The sequence below is a fragment of the Microbacterium terrae genome (assembly GCF_017831975.1).
Taxonomy (GTDB): Bacteria; Actinomycetota; Actinomycetes; order Actinomycetales; family Microbacteriaceae; genus Microbacterium; species Microbacterium terrae.
The window spans coordinates 2,850,013-2,868,573 of sequence record NZ_JAFDSS010000001.1; the positions used below are offsets into that span (position 1 = coordinate 2,850,013).

The following is an 18,561-nucleotide window of genomic DNA, read 5'->3' on the forward strand; positions in this document are numbered from 1 at the left end:
ACGCTGGTGCGTGCACCAACTCAGGATGAACACCCGCGACAAGCCAGGTCTGGGCGCTCAGCGCCGTCTCGTCCTGAGTCAGTGCACACGCAGCGGCGAGGCCGACGGCTTCACGGCGCGAGCCCGGCGCCGAGGAACCGACGCCCAGCACGCTGGCGCGTGCACCAACTCAGGATGAACACCCGCGACAAGCGCAGACGGGCGCCCAGCGCCGTCTCATCCTGAGTCAGTGCACACGCAGCGGCGAGGCCGGGAGCCGGGCCCGGCGCCCGAGCACAGAGAACGCCCCCGGCCTCAGGCCGGGGGCGTTCGACGTTTCTGCGGGTCAGCGACCGCCGCGGCGGTTGCCGCCGTTCTGACGGACGACCGAGCCGACCATCAGCTTGCCGGTGCCCGAGCTCGAAGCGCGGCGGCCGGGCGTGCGCGGGTTGCCTGCGGGCTGCGCCGAACGGCCGGCACCACCCTGGTCGGCGCGCTGCTGCCCGCCCTGCGCGGCACCCTGACCACGACCCTGACCCTGACCGCGACCCGAAGCCTGCTGGCCCTGGCCACGGCCCGATGCCTGGCCCGCGCCCTGACCGCGACCGCGGCCCTGACCCCGGCCCTCGCCCGACGCATTGCCCGAGCGACCCTGGCCGCCCTGACCGCCCTGGCCGGCGCCGGCGCCACCGCCGGCGCGTGCTGCGCGCTTGCGCTGGGCGTTCGCGCCCTGGCTGCGGCCCTGCGGCTGTACGACGACGGGCTCGGGCTTGACGTACGGTGCGACCTCGCCGACGAGCGCGGCGACCTCGGTCGACTCGGCAGTCACGTCGACCGGAGTCGCGGTGATCGCTGCCTTGCGCAGCAGGTCCTTCACGTCACGGCGCTGCTCGGGCAGCACGAGCGTGACGACGGCACCCTCGGCGCCGGCGCGGGCGGTGCGGCCCGAGCGGTGCAGGTACGCCTTGTGCTCGGTGGGCGGGTCGACGTGGATGACCAGCTCGACGTCGTCGACGTGAACGCCGCGAGCGGCGACGTCGGTCGCGACCAGAACCTTGGCGGCACCCGACGAGAAGGCGGCGAGGTTGCGATCACGCGCCGGCTGCGACAGGTTGCCGTGCAGGTCGACGGCGGGGATGCCCTGCGAGGTCAGCTGCTTCGCGAGCTTCTTCGCGTGGTGCTTGGTGCGCATGAACAGGATGCGCCGTCCGGTGCCCGAGGCGAGCGTCTTGACGACGTCCTTCTTCAGGTCGGCGTCGGCGATCGTGAAGACGTGGTGCGTCATGGCGGCGACCGGCGAGTGGGCCTCGTCGACCGAGTGCAGCACCTCGTTCTGCAGGAAGCGCTTCACGAGCTTGTCGACCCCGTTGTCGAGGGTCGCGCTGAACAGCAGGCGCTGGCCGCCGCCGGGCGTGGCCGACAGGATGCGGGTGACACCGGGCAGGAAGCCGAGGTCGGCCATGTGGTCGGCCTCGTCGATGACGGTGACCTCGACGCGGTCGAGGTGCACGAAGCCCTGCTTCATGAGGTCTTCGAGGCGGCCGGGGCACGCGACGATGATGTCGACGCCGGCGCGCAGCGCGTCAACCTGACGGCCCTGGCTGACACCGCCGAAGATCGTGGTGGTGGTGAGGCCGTACGCCTTCGCGAGCGGGGCGAGGGTGGCGTCGATCTGGGTGGCGAGCTCGCGCGTCGGGGCGAGGACGAGTCCACGCGGGCGGCGGGCGCCGCGCGGGATGCCGTCGGCGCCGAGGCGCGCGGCCATCGGGATGGAGAAGGCGAGGGTCTTGCCCGAGCCGGTCTTGCCGCGGCCGAGCACGTCGCGGCCGGCGAGGGTGTCGGGGAGCGTGCCGATCTGGATCGGGAACGCGGTGGTCTTGCCGTCGGCCGCGAGAGCGGCGACGAGAGGCTGGGGCACGCCGAGCGCGCCGAAAGTGACATCAGTCATGAGGAGTCTGTCTCCGGGCGCGGATGCGCCCTGGTCGGTGGCCGTGGACGGACTTCGCCCACGGGTCGCCGTACGAAAGTCATCACCGGCATCGCCCTGGCGGGCGGCGGCGGGAGGGGAAGCGTTCTACGACGCGAGAAGCGCGACGGAGCGCTGCAAGTGCACCCAGCCTATCAGCGAGCCTCGGACGGTTCCTGGACGCCGGCGGATTCGCTGTCATCGGACTCGCCGGCGTCGTCGCCGAATGCCCCCTTGCGGCCCCGCGCCTTGCGGTCCTTGCGCTTCTCCTTGCGGCTCTTCGCCCGAGGTTCGTCGACGACGGATGCCTCACCCTCAGGCTCGTCAGTGACAGATGCCTCGGACTCGGCCTCGTCGCCGCTGGACACGTCACCGTCGGGTTCGTCGCCCTCGGAATGCTCCACCTCGGTGTGCTCGGCGTCCTCGGTGCGCTCGGTGTCCTCGGCGGCACCTTCCTCGGACTCGTCTTCCGCCCCCTCGGCAGCGGTCTCCTCAGCGGAGTCAAGCGCCGCAGCACTTTCCTCGGAGCCGTCCTGCGGCCCCTCGACGTCACCCTCCTCCACGAGGTCCTGCTCCCCCGCCGCAGCGTCCGGCTCGTCAGCGATCGACTCGGACTCGTCCGACACGGCCGCCACGTACTCCCGCACCGGCTCATCCGCGAACCGATCGGTGGCCGCGCGCAGCGCGCGGGCGATGCCGGGCTCGGACGCCGCGTGAGCGGCATCCGGAACCATCACGAACTCGGCGTCGGGCAGCGCCCGGCGCAGGTCCCAGGCCGTCATCGGCGGGGTGCAGACGTCGTATCGCCCCTGCACGATCACGGTGGGGATGTCGCGGATCGCTTCAGCGCCGGCGATCAGCTGCCCCTCCTCGAACCACCCGCGGTTGAGGAAGTAGTGGTTCTCGATGCGCGCGAACGCGGTGGCTGCCGCGGGCTCGGTCATCGCGGCGATGAGCTCGGCGTCGGGGAGGAGAGTGAGAGTCGTCGCCTCCCACCGCGACCACGACATGCCGGCCGGCACATGCACGGCCGGATCGGGGTCGGCGAGGCGGCGATGGTAGGCCTCCATCATGCGAGCGCGCTCGAGCACCGGAATCGGGGCGATGAAGTCGTCCCACGCGTCGGGGAAGATCGCCGAGGCGCCGCCCTCGTAGAACCACTCCAGTTCGTGGCGGCGGAGCGTGAACACCCCGCGCAGCACGATCTCGGTGACCGCCTGCGGGTAGGCCTCCGCGTACGCGAGCGCGAGTGCGCTGCCCCACGACCCGCCGAAGATCTGCCACCGGTCGATCGCGAGGTTCTTGCGCAGCAGCTCGATGTCGGCGACGAGGTGCCACGTCGTGTTGTGGCGGAGGTCGGCGTCGGGCTCGCTCGCGTGCGGCGTCGATCTGCCGCACCCGCGCTGGTCGAACAGGATGATGCGGTACTTCGCGGGGTCGAAGAACCGGCGATGCCACGGCGAGGTGCCCGCTCCCGGACCGCCGTGGAGGAACACCACGGGCTTGCCGTCGGGGTTCCCGCTCTGCTCCCAGTAGACCCGGTTGCCGTCTCCGACGATCAGGTCGCCCGTCTGATACGGCTCGATGGGCGGATACAGGATGTCGTCGAGATGCTCGTTCACAGGCTTCCCCCCGGAGTGCCGAATGTGTCGCATGAGGATACGCCGTTCTGGTACCCGATCTCGAACCAGCGCTCACGCTGGTCGCTGGATCCGTGGGTCCAGCTCTCGGGATTGACGAGGCCGCCCGACTCCTGCTGGATGTGGTCGTCGCCGACCGATTCGGCGGCGTTCACCGCATCGGCGACCTGCTGCCGTGTGGGCGTCTGCAGGAACGGCACGCCTGCCTCGTCTGTCTGCTCCGTCATCTGACCGACCCAGGCGCCGGCGAAGCAGTCGGCCTGCAACTCGGTGCGCACGCCGTTGCTGTCGGGCCCGGTGCCGTTGTCGGGATAGCGGTCCATGATGCCGGTGATGTTCTGCACGTGGTGCCCGTATTCGTGCGCGAGCACATACAGCTGCGCGAGCGGGCCGGCCGACGCATCGAACTGCTGGCGCAGCAGCGCGAAGAACGTCGGATCGATGTACACCGCCTCCTCGGGCGGGCAGTAGAAGGGTCCGGTGCGGTTCGACGCGACGCCGCACTGGGACTGCGTCTGCCCGTCGACGATGATGAGCTGCGGCTGCCGGTAGCCGTCGACCTGCTCGGCCCAGTACTGATCGATGGCGAGGGATGCCGCGGCCAGGCGGCACTCGTCGTTCGAGTTCGCATCCTGTCCGGTCTCGCAGCTCGCGATCTCCGACTCCCCGCCGCCGCCGGCGTCGGGGAGCGCCGGGATGAGGCCCGAGAAGTCGCCGCCGGTGAACAGGCTCAGCAGCAGCACGGCGATCGCGCCGATGCCGGCGATGCCGCCCCCGGCCACCGCCACTCCCGCCCCACGACGACGCGCGGTGTTGCCCCCGACGCGCGCGTTGTCGTTGAACGTCATGGCCTCACGGTACCCCCGGGTCGGTCCCTGGGCGAGGAGGTGGGGCCCGCGTAGGCTCATCGCATGGCGAGCGCACCCGTGACCGTGACCATCACCGGCGCCGGAGGGCAGATCGGCTATGCCCTGCTGTTCCGCATCGCCGCGGGCGACATGCTCGGCCCGGAATGCCCCGTGCGCCTGCGCCTGCTCGAGATCCCGCAGGGCATGCGCGCCGCCGAGGGCGCCGCACTCGAGCTTCAGGACTGCGCGTTCCCCCTGCTGTCGGCGGTGGAGCTGAGCGACGACGCCCGCGTGGCGTTCGACGGATGCGAAGTCGGGTTGCTCGTGGGTGCACGCCCCCGTGGGCCCGGCATGGAACGCGCCGACCTGCTGCAGGCCAACGCGGGCATCTTCGGCCCGCAGGGCGTGGCGATCGCCGCCTCCGCCGCACCGGGCGTGCGAGCCGTGGTCGTCGGCAACCCCGCCAACACCAACGCGCTCATCGCCGCGGCGGCCGCGTCTGCCGATGTGCCCGCCGACCGCTTCTCGGCGCTCACACGCCTCGACCACAATCGCGCCGTCGGTCAGCTGGCGGCCGAGCTCGACGTCGCACCGGGCGACATCGCGGGCGTGGCCATCTGGGGCAACCACTCCGCGTCGCAGTTCCCCGACGTCTCGCACGCCACCGTCGTGAGGGATGGCGACCGGATGCCGGTGACCGAGGCGCTCGCGGCGCGGCTGGGCGGCGCGGCGGCGGCGACGGCGTGGCTCGACGACGTGTTCATCCCCCGCGTCGCGCGTCGCGGCGCCGAGATCATCGAGGTGCGCGGATCGTCGTCGGTCGCGTCAGCCGCGAATGCGGCGATCGAGCACGTGCGCAGCGAGCGGCTCGGCACCGCCGACGGCTGGACGTCGGCTGCGGTGCTGTCACGCGGCGAGTACGGCGTGCCCGAGGGGCTGGTGTGCTCGTTCCCCGTGGTCTCCGACGGAACCGGCTACCGCATCGTCGAGGGACTCGACCTCGACGCGCGTGCCCGGGGGCGCATCGACGCATCGGTGGTGGAACTGGCCGCCGAGCGCGACGCCGTGCGCAGCCTCGGGGCGGTGTGAGGTGACCGAAGCCGTCCTCATCGCGATCGGCGCCGTGCTCGCGATCGCACTGGCGACGGCCGTCGCGCCGAAGGTGAACATCGCCGGTCCGCTGATCCTCGTGCTGATCGGCGCGGGCGTGAGCCTCCTCCCGTTCGTCACGGTTCCCGAGGTCGACCCCGAGATCATCCTCGTCGGCGTCCTGCCGCCGCTGCTGTACTCGGCGGCGATCTCGCTGCCCGCCATCGAGTTCCGGCGCGACTTCGGGCCGATCGCCGGTCTGTCGTTCCTGCTCGTCGTGGTCAGCTCCGCCGTGCTCGCCGTGTTCTTCGTACTCGCGATCCCGGGCATGAACCCGCTCATCGCTGTCGCACTCGGCGCCATCCTGAGCCCCACCGACGCCGTCGCGACCTCGATCGTCAAGCGGCTCGGGGTGTCGCGCCGCGTGGTGACCATGCTCGAAGGCGAGAGCCTGCTCAACGACGCCACCGCCCTCGTGCTGCTGCGCACCATGATCGCGGCCGTCGCGCTCGGCGGCGCCTCCGAGACGGGCACCGTCGGCATCGGCTTCCTCCCGGCCTTCGCCTGGGGTGTCATCGTCGCCGTGGCGGTCGGCGGAGTGGTGGGATGGCTCAACCTGCGCCTGCGCGAGCACGTGCGCAACTCCGCCGCGAACACGGCGATCGGGGTGACGGTGCCGTTCATCGCGTTCCTCCCCACCGAGCACCTCGGCGGATCGGGCCTGGTCGCGGCCGTGGTCGCCGGCATCGTGACCGGCCAAGGCGCGGCGCGCCGCTTCACCCCCGAGCAGCGCCTGTCGGACGAGACGAACTGGCGCACCATCGAACTGCTCCTCGAAGGCGCGGTCTTCCTCCTCATGGGGCTCGAGCTGAGCGACATCGTCGAGGGCAACCTCGACGATCACAACGGTCTCGGCACCGGACTCGCCCTCGCCGCGGGGGCGCTCGGCATCATCCTCGCGGTGCGCGCCGTCTACGTGACTCTGCTCGTGTGGCTGCAGAGTAGACGCGCGCGCGACCGTCAGCGCGAGCGGCTCGAGGCGATCAGCGAGCGCATCGACGAGATCGCGGAATCGGGCGCGATCCCGGGCCCGCCGCCCGGCGCGACGAGCAGCCGCCGGGGTGCAGCACGCCGGCGACGCCTCGAGCGTCGGCGGCAGCGGGCGTCTGCCGACGATCCCGCCCGCAGTGCGCGGCGTCTCGACTCGATGCGGTCGCGCGTGGCACGGGCGCTCGCCGACATCTCGTACTACGAGGCGTCGCCTCTCGGATGGAAGCACGGCGTGGTCATCGTCTGGGCGGGCATGCGCGGCGTCGTGACGCTCGCGGCTGCCCAGACCCTCCCCCGCGACGACACCCCCGACCGACCGCTGCTGATCTTCGTGGCCTTCGCCGTGGCCATCGGCAGTCTCATGCTGCAGGGCTTCACCCTGCCGGGCGTCGTCCGGCTGCTGCGCCTCGACGACGGCGGCGACGAGACGCTCGAGCGGGCGGAGCAGGATGCCCTCGACGACGAACTGCGTCAGGCCGCGACATCCGCCCTGTCTTCACCGAAACTGCGACGCCGCGACGGGAGCTCCTTCGATGCCGAGCTCGTCGCCACGGCCGGCGCGCGCATGACCGCACCACCCGACGATGATGCGACAGTCCGCGGCCGCGACATGCTCGAGCTGCGGCTCGCGGTCATCGAGGGGATGCGCTCGCGGCTGATCGAACTCATGAGCGGCGGGGAGTACAGCACCGCTGCGCTGCGACATGCCCTCGCCGAGCTCGACGCCGATCAGCTGAGCCTGCAGCTGCGGCTCGAAGACGCAGACTGACGCCGACCGTGTCGGGTGGTACTCGCCGACGCGTTTCTCGGAGAGAATGGTGCGGAGCGAAGGGGTGCCGATGAGCGAGGTCGACACGGGCACGGATGCCGCGGCACAGACGTCCACGCGCCGGAGCGCTGGGGAACCCGGTGCAGACACCGCGCCGCTGCACCTGCCGCACGCCGCAGCCGACTGCCCCAAGTGCTTCACCGAACTGCAGGCCGATCGCCACTGGTGGCGTGCGCGTCCTGCCGGTTCCCGGCTCGTCGGGCTCGTGATCGCCCGCGACGACATGCCCTCGGTCGTCGAGCAGCGCGCGGCGCTGACGCACTTCGGCGTGCCGATCGAGGGCTTCCGCCACCCGGCCCCCGAGACGCTGGAGTCCTGGGAGGAGCGCCTCAGCCGTCTCTTCGGGCGACTGGAGCGCGGTGATGTGCTGGTGGTCGCGAACGTGCACGCGCTGGGTCGCGACATCGACGAGGAGACCCGCACCGTGAGCGAGCTGCACCGGCGCGGCGTGGTCGTGAAGGTGCTGAGCCACGGCGGACGCCACCTGTACGACGCCGGTCGCTGACCGGGCCGGCATCCGAGCGATCAGTCGTCGTCTGCGGCGGTGTTGTCGCGCTCGAGATCGAGCAGCGGAAGATCGTCGCGTGTGACCAGGCGCGCTGCCATCGCGTGCTCGACCAGACGCACGCGCCGGTTCGTCGCGTAGGAGCGCACCCCGCCGCGCAGCCCCTGCACGCCCATGCGGTCGAGTTTGTCGCACACGTTGTCGAGCTTGCGGTTGAAGCGGGTGAGCGTCCACCCCAGACGCTGGGCGGCCTGCGCCGATGTCGGCAGCTCGCTCATGCCGGTGCCCTCGCGCCGCAGCACCGGCTCGGCGAGGGCCAGGATCATGACGCGCTGGCTGTGCGTGAGCGGCACGTCGCCGATGGTGCTGAGCCCGTCGTCGTCGCCGGGACCGGCCGCGGTCTCGCGGAACGCGGGCTCGGCCATGTGGATCGTGAGCTCGTACGTCGTCGGCCCGGCGCTGAAGATCACCGAGGTCGCCTCGAACACGAGCGGCAGGCGCGCGCCCGGTGCGAGCCAGGCCTGCACCCGGCCGCCGGCATCCGTCACCGTCGCCGACAGACGCGCGCCCACGTTCGACAGCAGCCACAGCCCGTCATGGTTGTCGATGCGCAGGAACTGCCGGTGCAGGAACAGGTTGTCGTCAATGGCGAGATCGCCTTCGCGCCCGACCGTGAACGCGCCGTCGGGCGCGACCGCGAAGCTCTCGCCCGCGAACTCGACGGTCAGCGCGTCGGCGACGGCGGCGCTCACGGGGCGCACTCCCTGACCGCGTCGGAATTGGCGCCCTTCGCGCGCACGAGCATGACGTCGATGCACGTCGTGCCCGAGTCGTCGGCGGGCACGGTCACCTCGGTGTCGAGGGTGTCTTCGAACGTCGGCTCGGCATCGGCTCGGGTCACCACGCCGTAGAGGTAGTAGTCGCCCTCCTGCGGGTCGGGGTTGGTCCAGGTGAAGCGCACTCCGTCGTCGACCACGGTTCCGGTCACGTCCTCCGGCTCGGGTGCGGCGACCGCGATCGGATCCTGCGGCTCCGACCCCTGGGCCGCCGTCGGTGTCGACTCAGGAGTGCCGGCACCCGTCTGGGCGAGGAGCGACGCTCCGACGGCGACACCGCACAGCACCACGACACCGGCGGCGATGCCCACCCACAGCCCCACGCGCGAGCGCTTGGGCGGCGGCGGGGGCGCCTCGGTGCCGCCGAGCGGCTGGGTGGTGTGGTCGTGGGCGAGCGGCGCGGTGGCGGAGTGGGTGGGCCAGTCCGGCGCCTGCGGGGCGGCCGGCGCCGGCGCGCGCAGCACCGTCGCGTCGGTGGTGTCACCCCAGGCAGGCGGAGCGGTGACGGATGCCGCCGGCGGCGGCGCCGCCGCCGCTGCCGGGGCCGCCGCCGGCCGGAGCACCGTCGAATCGACGTCGTCTGCGTAGGAGAACGGCGGCACCGCGACCGGGGCGGACTTCGGCGAGGTGATCGCCGACGGACGCGTCGCGCCGGCGGCGGGCGTCGTCATCGGGTTGATGCTCACCACGCCGCGCACCCGCGTGAGACCGTCGTCGTCGTCTTCCACGACGTCGTCGGGCACGTGGTCGTCGAGGATGTCGATCGCCGTCACCGAATGCGACAGCTCGATCTGCACCTTCTGCAGTGAACGGGCGAAGGCGATCGCGCTCTCGTACCGGTCGGCCGGGTTCTTGGACATCGCCCGGGCGAGCACCTGCTCGAGCGAGGGCGGCACGTCGGCACGGCCGAGCGGCGACAGCGGCGCCGTCTCGATGCGCTGGATGAGGTCGGCGGCGGTGTTGCGCTGCCCCGGCAGCTCGAACGGCGACCGCGCTGCGAGCAGCGTGTACACGGTGGCTCCGAGCGCGTACACGTCGGAGCGCGGGTCGCTGCGCGGCACATCGGCGAACGACTCCGGCGGCGACCACGGGATCGACAGCCCCGCGGATTCCGCCGCGACCGTAGACGTCGACGCGATGCCGAAGTCGGTCAGCGCGGGGCGGTTGTACTCGGTGACGAGGATGTTGGCGGGCTTGATGTCGCGGTGGAGCACGCCCGCGCGGTGCGCGGTCTCGACGGCGGCGGCCACCTGCACGCCGACCCGCAGCGACTCGGCCACGCCGAACGGCTCGCGTCGGTAGCGCACCTGCAGGTTGGGCCGCGGGCAGTACTCCATCACGAGGTACGGGCGTCCGTCGCGCGCGACGCCCGCCTGATAGATCGTGACGATGGCCGGATGCGTGGAGAGCATGGCCATGACGTTGGCCTCGGCGGTGAACTCCTCGACCGATCCCGACGACATGCGCTCGGTGAGCAGCACCTTCACCGCGACGCGACGCTTGGGGAGCTGCTGCTCGTACAGGTAGACGTCGGCGAAGCCGCCCGATCCGAGCACCTCGACGAAGGTGAAGCCCGGAAGGTCGGGTGGCGCCATCGGCGCGCGTTTGCCGCTCACGCCATCTCCTCCACGGTCACCGTGATGCCGTCGCCGAGATCGAGCAGATCGCCCGCGACGACGACGGTGCCCTCCCCCGGGTGCAGGCGCACCGGGTCGGATCCGGGTCGGTGCAGGGTGGTGCCGTTGGTGGTGCGCAGGTCGGTGGCCACGATGCTGTCGCCCTCGACGCGCAGTTCGAGGTGGCTCCGCGAGATGTCCTGCTGCGGGCTGTCGACCGCGACGAGGTGCGGCAGGTCGGTGCCCGACACCCGCGTCGATCGCGGGCGCCGCCCGACCACCACGGTGCGGTCGAGGGTGACCACCTGCCCGGTCGATACGCGAAGGCGCCCGGGCGCGGGCCGCCGGGGTGCCGCGAGCGGCGGCATCGAGTCGACCGGCGAGGGTGCGGAGGCGTCGGGCGCCGCGCGCATCGCGCGGATCTGGGCCACCGACACCGTGTGTCCGTCGTGGTCGCCGTAGCCGTCGGCCTCGACCGCGGTGACGGCACCGGTCGCCGGCGCGTCGGCGTCGCGGATGACCGTGGCCTCCCACTGCTCGTCGAAGCCCGGGGCCGCGCCGATGCCGGTGGTGTCGTCGTCGACCGGGATCAGCGTCGCCTCGTCGACGCCCGCATCGTCGGCGTCGAACGCCTCCCGCTCGTCAGGACGGCGGCGCACGGAGGGCACGGTGTAGTCGACGAGGTCGGACGCGTCGTCGACGGGGATCGGGTCGGTCGTGAGGCGCTGCGGCGTCGGCGCGGGCACCTCGACGGGCTCGGCGACCGGGGGCAGGGCGGCGACGGGCGCGACGGGCACCTCGACTGGCTCTGCGACGGGCGCGACGGGCACCTCGACGGGCTCGACGACCGGGGGCAGGTCCGCAGGGGGCGCCTCGACGGGCTCGGCGACCGCTGACGGGGCGGGAGCCACGGCAGGAGCGGCGGTGGCGCGCCACTGTACCCAGTCCGCGAGCACGACGCCGTCGGCGATGGGCAGTGCGGACGCCGCATCCGTCCCCTCCGCTCCGAAGGTGACACCGTCGACTGCGGCGATGCTGCGCTCGCTCCAGGTCATGACGCCCGCGCCGGTGACGGTCTCGGCCACCGCGGCGTCGACGTGCAGCGGCAGATCGCCCCGCACCGCGAGGCGGGCGCCCGCGCCGTCGGACAGCGCGACGGCGAACGGCGGAAGCTCGGTCAGCGAGGCGCCGTAGGCCGCGGTGAGGGCTTCGAGCACTCCCGCGAGCCCTCGCCCGGCGGCCAGCAGCGCGTGCACCCGGGCGACGACCTCGGCCTGCACCTGCGCCTCGAACACGGCGAACCCGTGAGCGGTCACCGCGACCACGGCGCCCCCCGGCACGTATCGCATCGACATCAGAATCCTCCCGCCGCGACGGCCCGCGGAAGGGTGTCGCCGTCGGCGGTATCGACGACGCCCCCCACAGGCATCGTGTCATGATCCGAGCCGTCGTCGGATTTCGTGCGCACCCAGACGGCGTCGACGACGATGGCGGTGATGTTGTCGCGGCCCCCGCACACCATGGCCTCGTGGACGAGGCGGCGCGCTGCGGAGCCCGGGTCGGACTCCGCGGTCACGATCGCATGGATCGCCGGACTGTCGAGCTCGCTCGACAGTCCGTCGGAGCAGATCAGCAGGCGATCGCCGCGCTCCGCGGGGAGAAGCCAGTAGTCGGGCTCGGCGTCGCTCCCGCCGCCGATCGCCCGCGTAATGACGTTGCGGCGCGAGTCGCGGCCGGCTGCCGCGGCGTCGAGCTGCCCGCTGTCGACGAGCTCCTGCACCACCGAGTGGTCGACACTCACCTGCTCGAGCTCGCCCCCGCTGAGGCGGTAGGTGCGCGAGTCTCCGAGGTTGATCACGAGCCAGTAGCCCTCGCCGCCGACGTCGGCCACCACCACGCCGGCGAGGGTCGTCCCGGCGCCGGCGCCGGCGCCCGGCGGGAGCGCCTCGACGCGGGCCCGCGCGCGGAGCACCGCCCCGTGGACGGTGTCGATGTCGAGGCTCGGCCGACCCACCAGCGACGAGAACTCGTCGATCACGGTGGCGCTGGCGATCTCGCCGGCGTGGTGGCCGCCCATGCCGTCTGCCACCAGGAACAGCGGCGCCTCGGCGACGTACGAGTCCTCGTTGATCTTGCGGCGCAGCCCGGTGTCGGTCGCTGCGCCGACGGCGACGCCGAGAGGCGCCTCGCTCACGAACCGCCCCCGATCGACGCGAACCTGTCGCCGCACTCGAGGCGGTCGCCGGCACGCAGCGGCGTCGCCTGCCCCGGGGTGAGGGGGTTGCGGATGCCGTCGCGCACGAGCACGGTGCCGTTCGTCGAATGCCGATCGAGCACCCAGGCGCCGGAGGCGTCGCCGCCGATCTCGAAGTGCGTCTTCGACAGCGAGAGCGTCTCGTCGCGCACCGTCACGGTGACGGCCCCGGGCTCGGGCGACGGGTTGCGGCCGTAGAGGGTGCGCCCGTAGACCGCCATGCGCGATCCGTCGTCCCAGGTGAGCACCACGATGACCGGAGCCTCGGGGTACATCGCCGCACGCTGCGCCGGCGGAGCGACCGATGCCGCTGCCCGCGTCGCGTCGATGTCGTCGGGCTCCTCTGCCACCGGCGGCGCGAACGCGGAGGTGGGCGCCGGAGTCGGGGTCGAGGCGGCGGCGGGGGCGGGGGCCGGCGCGGCTGCCGCAGGTGCGGGCGATGACGAGCTGAACCCCGGGACGTGCGAGATCATCCCGGCCGCCGCGGGCGCGGCAGCCGCGGGTGCGGCCGGCGACACCGGTGCGACCGGCGGGGCCGGGGCGAAGGAGGCCGGCGGGGGCGGGAAGGCGGCAGCGGCGACCGAGGGCTGCGGCGGCGCGGGCTGCGAGGGCGCGGGCGGCTGCGGTGCAGCAGCACCTCGCCGGGCGACGCCGAACTCCTGCGCCGGGATCGGGAAGTCCGAGGGCCACGACATCTCGACGGGCGCCGTGCGCTGCACCGGCGCGCCGAAGTCGCTCGACAGCTGCGCCGCCGGAGCGAACGCCTGCCCGGCGGTCGTCGCCGCCGCACCGCGGACGTCGACCACCATGCTCCGCGTCGCCGAGTCGTGCCAGCCCTGGTGGCGGCTGCTCGCATCGAGCAGCGGCGTGAAGTAGCCGATCACGATCGACCCCGCGAGCCCCCACACGAGGTTGCGCAGCAGCGCCCTGCCGAAGCCGATCGGCGCGCCGGTCTCCGCGTCGGCCAGCCGCAGGCCGAGCAGACGCTGGCCGATCGAACCACGACCCGCCTGCATCCACGTGTAGACGCCCCACCACCACACGATCATCACGAGACCGAACAGCAGCACACTCAGCAGCGCGCCCGCTGCCGCCGCCGCCACACCGGCCGTGGGATCGGCGGCCGCACCCCCGAAGGCGATCGACGTGATGACGAGCAGCACCACGGCGATGGCTCCCGCGATGGCGAGGTCGATCGCATAGGCGCCGACGCGTCGGCTGATCGCCGCCGGCTGCACGCCGGACGGAAGGGGTGCGGTCATGGAGTCTCCTGCGGTGGCGCGGCGCGCTCCTCGGCGCGTCGTGACGTGCGGCGGTTCTGCCGCGTGCCCGTGTCGGCCGTCGGGTCGGCCGGGGCGGATGCTTCGGGGGCGGGCGCCGCGGGGGCGGAGCGCTGCGTGCGGACGGCAAGCGCGAAACGCGTGCCGGCCAGCAGCGAGCGCAGACTCAGGCGCGCGCGCATCCGTCGCCACACCGAATGACTGCGCCCGATTCCGCCGACGATCTCGTCGACCTGACGCCAGAACTCGTCGATGTCGGCGGGAGTCGGGTCTGCCGGCCCGAACACGTCGACATCCGCGCGTGCGGCGAGCGTCGTGACCCGCGGCTCGGCGAATCGGCTGGTGAGCGCGTCGGCGTCCTCGGTGCGGGTGCCCCCGACGCTCACGGCCGCGCCGTAGTCCGCCGCGCGGTCGACCAGCTCGTCCCAGCCGCCGCTGATGCGGTCGCTCGGACGCTCGGCCTCGCGGCGGCGGCGACGGCGCGAGGCCTTCAGCGCGCCGATGACGATGAACGGCGCGAGCAGGAGGGCGACGACGAGGATGCTGACACCGGCGACGCCCGCGATGAGACCCCACGGCGTGCTGCCGACCTCGTCCTCGTCCTCCGCACCCCGGTCGTCGGGGACGGTCGGCGGCAGGTCGGCGGGCTCTTCGAGGGGCGGCGGCGGCTGGAGCACCTGCGGCTTCGGCTCGGAGCGGGGCTTCGTGGTGACATCGCTCGGCTGCTGGTCTTCGGGCGGCGTCGGGTCGAACGGCACCCAGCCGTATCCCTCGAACGCGACCTCGACCCACGCGTGCAGGTCGTCGCCGGTCGCCTCGAACAGCGTGCCGGTGGCCTCGTCCTCGGCCGGGTAGAAGCCCATGACCACGCGCGCGGGGATGTCGACCTCGCGCGCCAGCAGTGCCATCGCGACAGCGTACTGCTCATCGTCGCCGACCATCTGCTCGGCCCCGAGCAGGGTCGTGATGCGCTCGGCAGTGTGCCCGGCGCGGGAGACGACCTCACCCTGCAGACCGTGGCTGAAGAAGCCCTTCGTGGAGAGCATCTCCTGCAGGGCGCGCACTCGCTCGACCGACGTCTCGGCATCCGCGGTCACGTCCGACGCGATCGCCGCGAAGTCGTCGGGCACGCCCTCCTGGGTGGGCAGCTTCACGTTCGCGAAGTCGACGCCGGCGAGCGCCTTGTCGTCGGGCACCTCCGGAACGACGACGTCGAGGTCGTACTCGTCGCCCGCGGCGAGGCCGCCGATGACGATCCCGGTGCCGCTCGCCGCGTTGTAGAACGACTCGCGGCGCATGTCGTCGGCGCGATCGCCGGCGAACGTCACCTGTTCGACAGCACCCAGCTGCGGCATCCAGACAGCGTCGTACTCGCCGATGGTGACGTGCACCTCCGCAGCATCGCCCCGGGCGTCGGGAGCCATGCCGCCGCGCACCGGGGTGAAGGCGCTCGACGAGCCGTAGCCGCCGCCGTCGGAGACGTTGTACACGGTTCCCGAGTAGGCGTCCATCGCCGCGATGCGCACGCGCGCATCCTTCGGCATTCCCGACATGGTGAACAGCGTGTCGTCGGCCGAGTCGCGCACATAGGCGCGGTAGGCCTGGAGCGGGCTCGGATAGTCGCGCACGTCGAACGGCGGGATGACGGTGTCGCGCAGCACGTAGCGCGGCGCCTCGGGCGCCGCGAAACCGCTCGCGACCACGCCGACGCCCACGGCGAGGGCGACGACGCCGGCACCGGCGAGCACACGGCGGCCGACGCCGCGCGTGCTCGACCCTGCCGCCGCGACCGCGGCGCCGGCGACCATCGACTGCCGCACGGCCAGCCAGCCTGCTGCCGCCGCGGCGAAGACGACGCCCTCGACGATCGGAGCGGCCGGGATGCTCGTTCCCAGCGCGATCTGCACCATGAGGAACGCGGCGGCCGGCGCGAGCGCCCAGGCTGCCTGACGCAGCCGGAGCGCGAGCGAGACGGTGAGCACCGCGGCGACGAGGCTGAGCAGGAACGGCACGATCAGGTAGCCGTCGGATGCCGGCACCGGCGGGACGGTGGTCAGCAGCTCCTTCCACGACGTCACGACGCCGAGCACCAGCCCGACCAGCGTGTCGACCGTGGGGACAACCCCGAACAGCGTCGTCTGGGGCAGCGCGAGCGGCCCGCCGAAGACGAGGTACACCGCGAGGGTGAGCCCCGCGACGACCAGCACGCCGAAGCCGCGCCAGGCCGACACGACCGCCACGCCCATGCCCAGGAGCAGGCCGCCGATCGCGGCGGGGAGATAGGCGGCGGAGCCGAAGGTGGGGAAGAACCCGACGATCGGCACGAGCAGCAGCACTGCGCACGCGACGAGATCGATGACCCAGCGGCGCACCGGGATCTGCGCGCCGTTCACGAGAGCACCCGTCGGAGTGCGGCGGGCAGCTGCTGGAGCTGACCGACGGTGACGACGTCGGCATCTCCGACGCGGCGCAACGACGGAGTCGCCGTGGTGTCGGCCACCACGGCCAGCGTGCGCGCCCCGAACGGGAGCCGGGCGCACGCGGCGCGGAGGGTCGCGGCATCCACCTGCGAACCCGTGACGAGCATCGCGATGCTCGCGAGCGGCATCGACGTGCCCGCGATGCCGGCGAGCTCGAGCACGCCGCCCTGCGCGGGCCGCGTGGGCTCGATTGCGGCGAGGCCGTCGAGGAGGCGCTTGGCGGTGTCGCCCGGGATGCGGCGAGCCTGGGTGTGCACCTCGACCTGCCGTGAATCGCGAACGGCGCGCACGCCCAGCGACCCGGCGATCGACACGGCGAGCTCGAACTCGTCGTCGTCGCGGTACTCCTTGGTGGCGCACGACAGCGCGATCACGAAGTGCGAGCGGCGGGTCTCTTCGAACTGGCGCACCATCATCGTTCCGGTGCGGGCGGTGGACCGCCAGTGGACGTGGCGGAGATCGTCGCCCGGCTGGTATTCCCGCAGCGCGTGGAACGAGACGTCGTCGGGCGACAGGTCGCGCGCCGACATGCCCTCGAGGTCGCGGAGGAACCCGAGCGACTGCCCGTCGAAGGCGACGGTGCGCGGATGCACGAAGAGGTCGACCGGGTCGTCACGGCGATGCACCCGCTCGAACAGGCCCAGCGGATCGCCGCGCACGACGCTCACCGGTCCGACGGCGAGCACGGTGCGCTTGGTCGTCGGGATCGTGAAGACCTCTTCGATCTCGGCGTCGGGCGCGAGGCGCGACACCTCGAACTCCCCGCGACCGCCGCCGACGGGCAGCACGACGCGTGAGGCGAGGATCGCCCGGCGCGACGGGTTGCGCAGCGTCATCGCTCCGACGGCACGCTCGCCCACGACGACGCGGGTGCGGCCCAGGTCGAGCGAGACGTCGTACGCGGTGCGCCCGATCAGGAAGAGCGCGCACAGGGCGAGGAGCGCCGCCAGCACAACAGCCGCGATCGTCAGCTCCCACCACCCGAGCACCTGGCCGGCGATCCACAGCACGACGGCGCCCGCGAGCAGGATCCATGCCGCGGGCCGGAACACGGCGAAGACGCGGCGCAGGGCGGCGGAGGTGGCGACGACGAACGGCGCGGCCGCCTCCGCCCAACCCGGGCGACCCTGCGCGGACGCAGCGTCGAGGGTGGGCGAATCGGCGGACATCAGGCTGCGGACCGGGCCTGCGGCGCGGCGACGGACTGCAGGACGCGGGCGATGACGGTCTCGGGCGTGATGCCCGAGAACTCGGCCTCGGGGTCGAGCACGAGGCGGTGCGTCCACACGGGGCCGATGAGCGCCTTGACGTCGTCGGGCAGCACGAAGTGGCGGCCGTTCGCCGCAGCGAGCACCTTGGCGACGCGGATCATCGCGAGCGATCCGCGCACCGAGACGCCCACGCGCGTGGCGGGGTCGTTGCGCGTGGCCTCGGCGAGCTGGGCGGCGTAGCGCAGCACGGCCGACTCGACGTGGACGGTCGCGGCGAGGTCGGCCATGTCGGCGACGGCGCCCGTGGTGATGATCGCCGGAAGGTGCGCCGACGGGTTGCGGTCGGCCGCGCCGGCGAGGATGCGCTCCGCGACATCGAGGTCGGGGTAGCCGATCGACGTCTTCACGAGGAAGCGGTCGAGCTGCGCCTCGGGCAGCTTGTAGGTGCCCGCCTGCTCGATCGGGTTCTGCGTGGCGATCACGAGGAACGGACGCCCCACCTCGTGCGGCGTGCCGTCGACGGTGACCCGCGACTCCTCCATCACCTCGAGCAGCGCCGACTGCGTCTTGGGCGACGCGCGGTTGATCTCGTCGGCGAGCACGATCGACGCGAAGACGGGTCCCTTGTGGAACTCGAACCGGTGCTGCGCCTGGTCGTAGATGGTCACGCCGGTCACGTCGGAGGGGAGCAGGTCGGGCGTGAACTGGATGCGGCTGCTCGTGCCCTGCACGGTCGCGGCGATCGCCTTGGCGAGGCTCGTCTTGCCGGTGCCGGGCGCGTCCTCGAGCAGCACGTGGCCCTCGGCGAGCATCGCCGAGATCACGAGGGCGACCACGTCGCGCTTGCCCATGAGGGCCTGGTCGACGTTGTCGACGAGGCGGGCGAAGGTTCCCTGGAACCAGGCTGCCTGTTCGGGAGTCATCGTCATGTCGTGGATTCCTGATCGTTCGTGAGATGAAGTGGAGAAGGACGGATGC

At 72.6% G+C, this 18,561-nt stretch carries 13 protein-coding genes and 1 pseudogene; 3 read left to right on the forward strand and 11 right to left on the reverse strand.

From position 1 onward, the window contains the following. Nucleotides 1-325: 325 nt before the first annotated feature. The 3 genes and pseudogenes from JOD63_RS13050 to ypfJ form a co-directional block, all read right to left on the reverse strand. Nucleotides 326-1,927: a DEAD/DEAH box helicase gene (locus tag JOD63_RS13050; protein ID WP_045274995.1), complete on the reverse strand. Its 1,602-nt coding sequence runs from the start codon at nt 1,925-1,927 to the stop codon at nt 326-328. Between the two features lie 674 nt (nt 1,928-2,601). Beyond that, nucleotides 2,602-3,600, reverse strand: a pseudogene (pip, locus tag JOD63_RS13055) (prolyl aminopeptidase); the annotation flags it as partial. Further along, a complete protein-coding gene (ypfJ, locus tag JOD63_RS13060) occupies nt 3,564-4,433 on the reverse strand; it encodes a KPN_02809 family neutral zinc metallopeptidase (protein ID WP_045274994.1) in 870 nt (289 codons plus the stop codon). The gene ypfJ and the pseudogene pip, both read right to left, overlap by 37 nt. A gap of 63 nt (nt 4,434-4,496) precedes the next feature. Between ypfJ and JOD63_RS13065 the strand changes: the two genes are divergently transcribed. From JOD63_RS13065 to JOD63_RS13075, 3 genes are all read left to right on the forward strand, one after another. After that, a complete protein-coding gene (locus JOD63_RS13065) occupies nt 4,497-5,522 on the forward strand; it encodes a malate dehydrogenase (protein ID WP_045274993.1) in 1,026 nt (341 codons plus the stop codon). 1 nt (nt 5,523) lies between these two features. Beyond that, entirely contained in the window at nt 5,524-7,341 is a 1,818-nt protein-coding gene (locus JOD63_RS13070) for a cation:proton antiporter (protein ID WP_045274992.1), read from the forward strand. 70 nt (nt 7,342-7,411) lie between these two features. Continuing rightward, nucleotides 7,412-7,906 carry a recombinase family protein gene (locus tag JOD63_RS13075; protein WP_157003953.1) on the forward strand — a complete coding sequence of 165 codons (495 nt, stop codon included), beginning with the start codon at nt 7,412-7,414 and terminating at the stop codon, nt 7,904-7,906. 20 nt (nt 7,907-7,926) lie between these two features. Here JOD63_RS13075 and JOD63_RS13080 read toward each other — a convergent pair whose 3' ends face one another. From JOD63_RS13080 to JOD63_RS13115, 8 genes are read right to left on the reverse strand one after another with little or no spacing between them, the layout of a single operon-like run. Then, complete coding sequence (locus JOD63_RS13080; RefSeq protein ID WP_045275040.1) at nt 7,927-8,658, reverse strand: hypothetical protein; 732 nt, start codon at nt 8,656-8,658, stop codon at nt 7,927-7,929. Continuing rightward, on the reverse strand, nt 8,655-10,358 hold the full coding sequence (locus tag JOD63_RS13085; RefSeq protein WP_045274991.1) for a serine/threonine-protein kinase: 1,704 nt from the start codon (nt 10,356-10,358) through the stop codon (nt 8,655-8,657). The genes JOD63_RS13080 and JOD63_RS13085 overlap by 4 nt, the downstream gene beginning before the upstream one ends. Further along, complete coding sequence (locus JOD63_RS13090) at nt 10,355-11,713, reverse strand: FHA domain-containing protein (protein WP_045274990.1); 1,359 nt, start codon at nt 11,711-11,713, stop codon at nt 10,355-10,357. The genes JOD63_RS13085 and JOD63_RS13090 overlap by 4 nt, the downstream gene beginning before the upstream one ends. Further along, nucleotides 11,713-12,552, reverse strand: coding sequence for a PP2C family protein-serine/threonine phosphatase (locus tag JOD63_RS13095; protein ID WP_045274989.1), 840 nt, complete (start codon nt 12,550-12,552; stop codon nt 11,713-11,715). Before JOD63_RS13095 ends, JOD63_RS13090 begins: the two co-directional genes overlap by 1 nt. Next, a complete protein-coding gene (locus tag JOD63_RS13100) occupies nt 12,549-13,874 on the reverse strand; it encodes an RDD family protein (protein ID WP_211088115.1) in 1,326 nt (441 codons plus the stop codon). Before JOD63_RS13100 ends, JOD63_RS13095 begins: the two co-directional genes overlap by 4 nt. Then, nucleotides 13,871-16,285: a transglutaminaseTgpA domain-containing protein gene (locus tag JOD63_RS18265; RefSeq protein ID WP_084613343.1), complete on the reverse strand. Its 2,415-nt coding sequence runs from the start codon at nt 16,283-16,285 to the stop codon at nt 13,871-13,873. Before JOD63_RS18265 ends, JOD63_RS13100 begins: the two co-directional genes overlap by 4 nt. Then, nucleotides 16,282-17,541: a DUF58 domain-containing protein gene (locus tag JOD63_RS13110; RefSeq protein ID WP_045274469.1), complete on the reverse strand. Its 1,260-nt coding sequence runs from the start codon at nt 17,539-17,541 to the stop codon at nt 16,282-16,284. Before JOD63_RS13110 ends, JOD63_RS18265 begins: the two co-directional genes overlap by 4 nt. Next, nucleotides 17,541-18,512 carry an AAA family ATPase gene (locus JOD63_RS13115; RefSeq protein WP_045274470.1) on the reverse strand — a complete coding sequence of 324 codons (972 nt, stop codon included), beginning with the start codon at nt 18,510-18,512 and terminating at the stop codon, nt 17,541-17,543. Before JOD63_RS13115 ends, JOD63_RS13110 begins: the two co-directional genes overlap by 1 nt. Between the last annotated feature and the right edge of the window lie 49 nt (nt 18,513-18,561).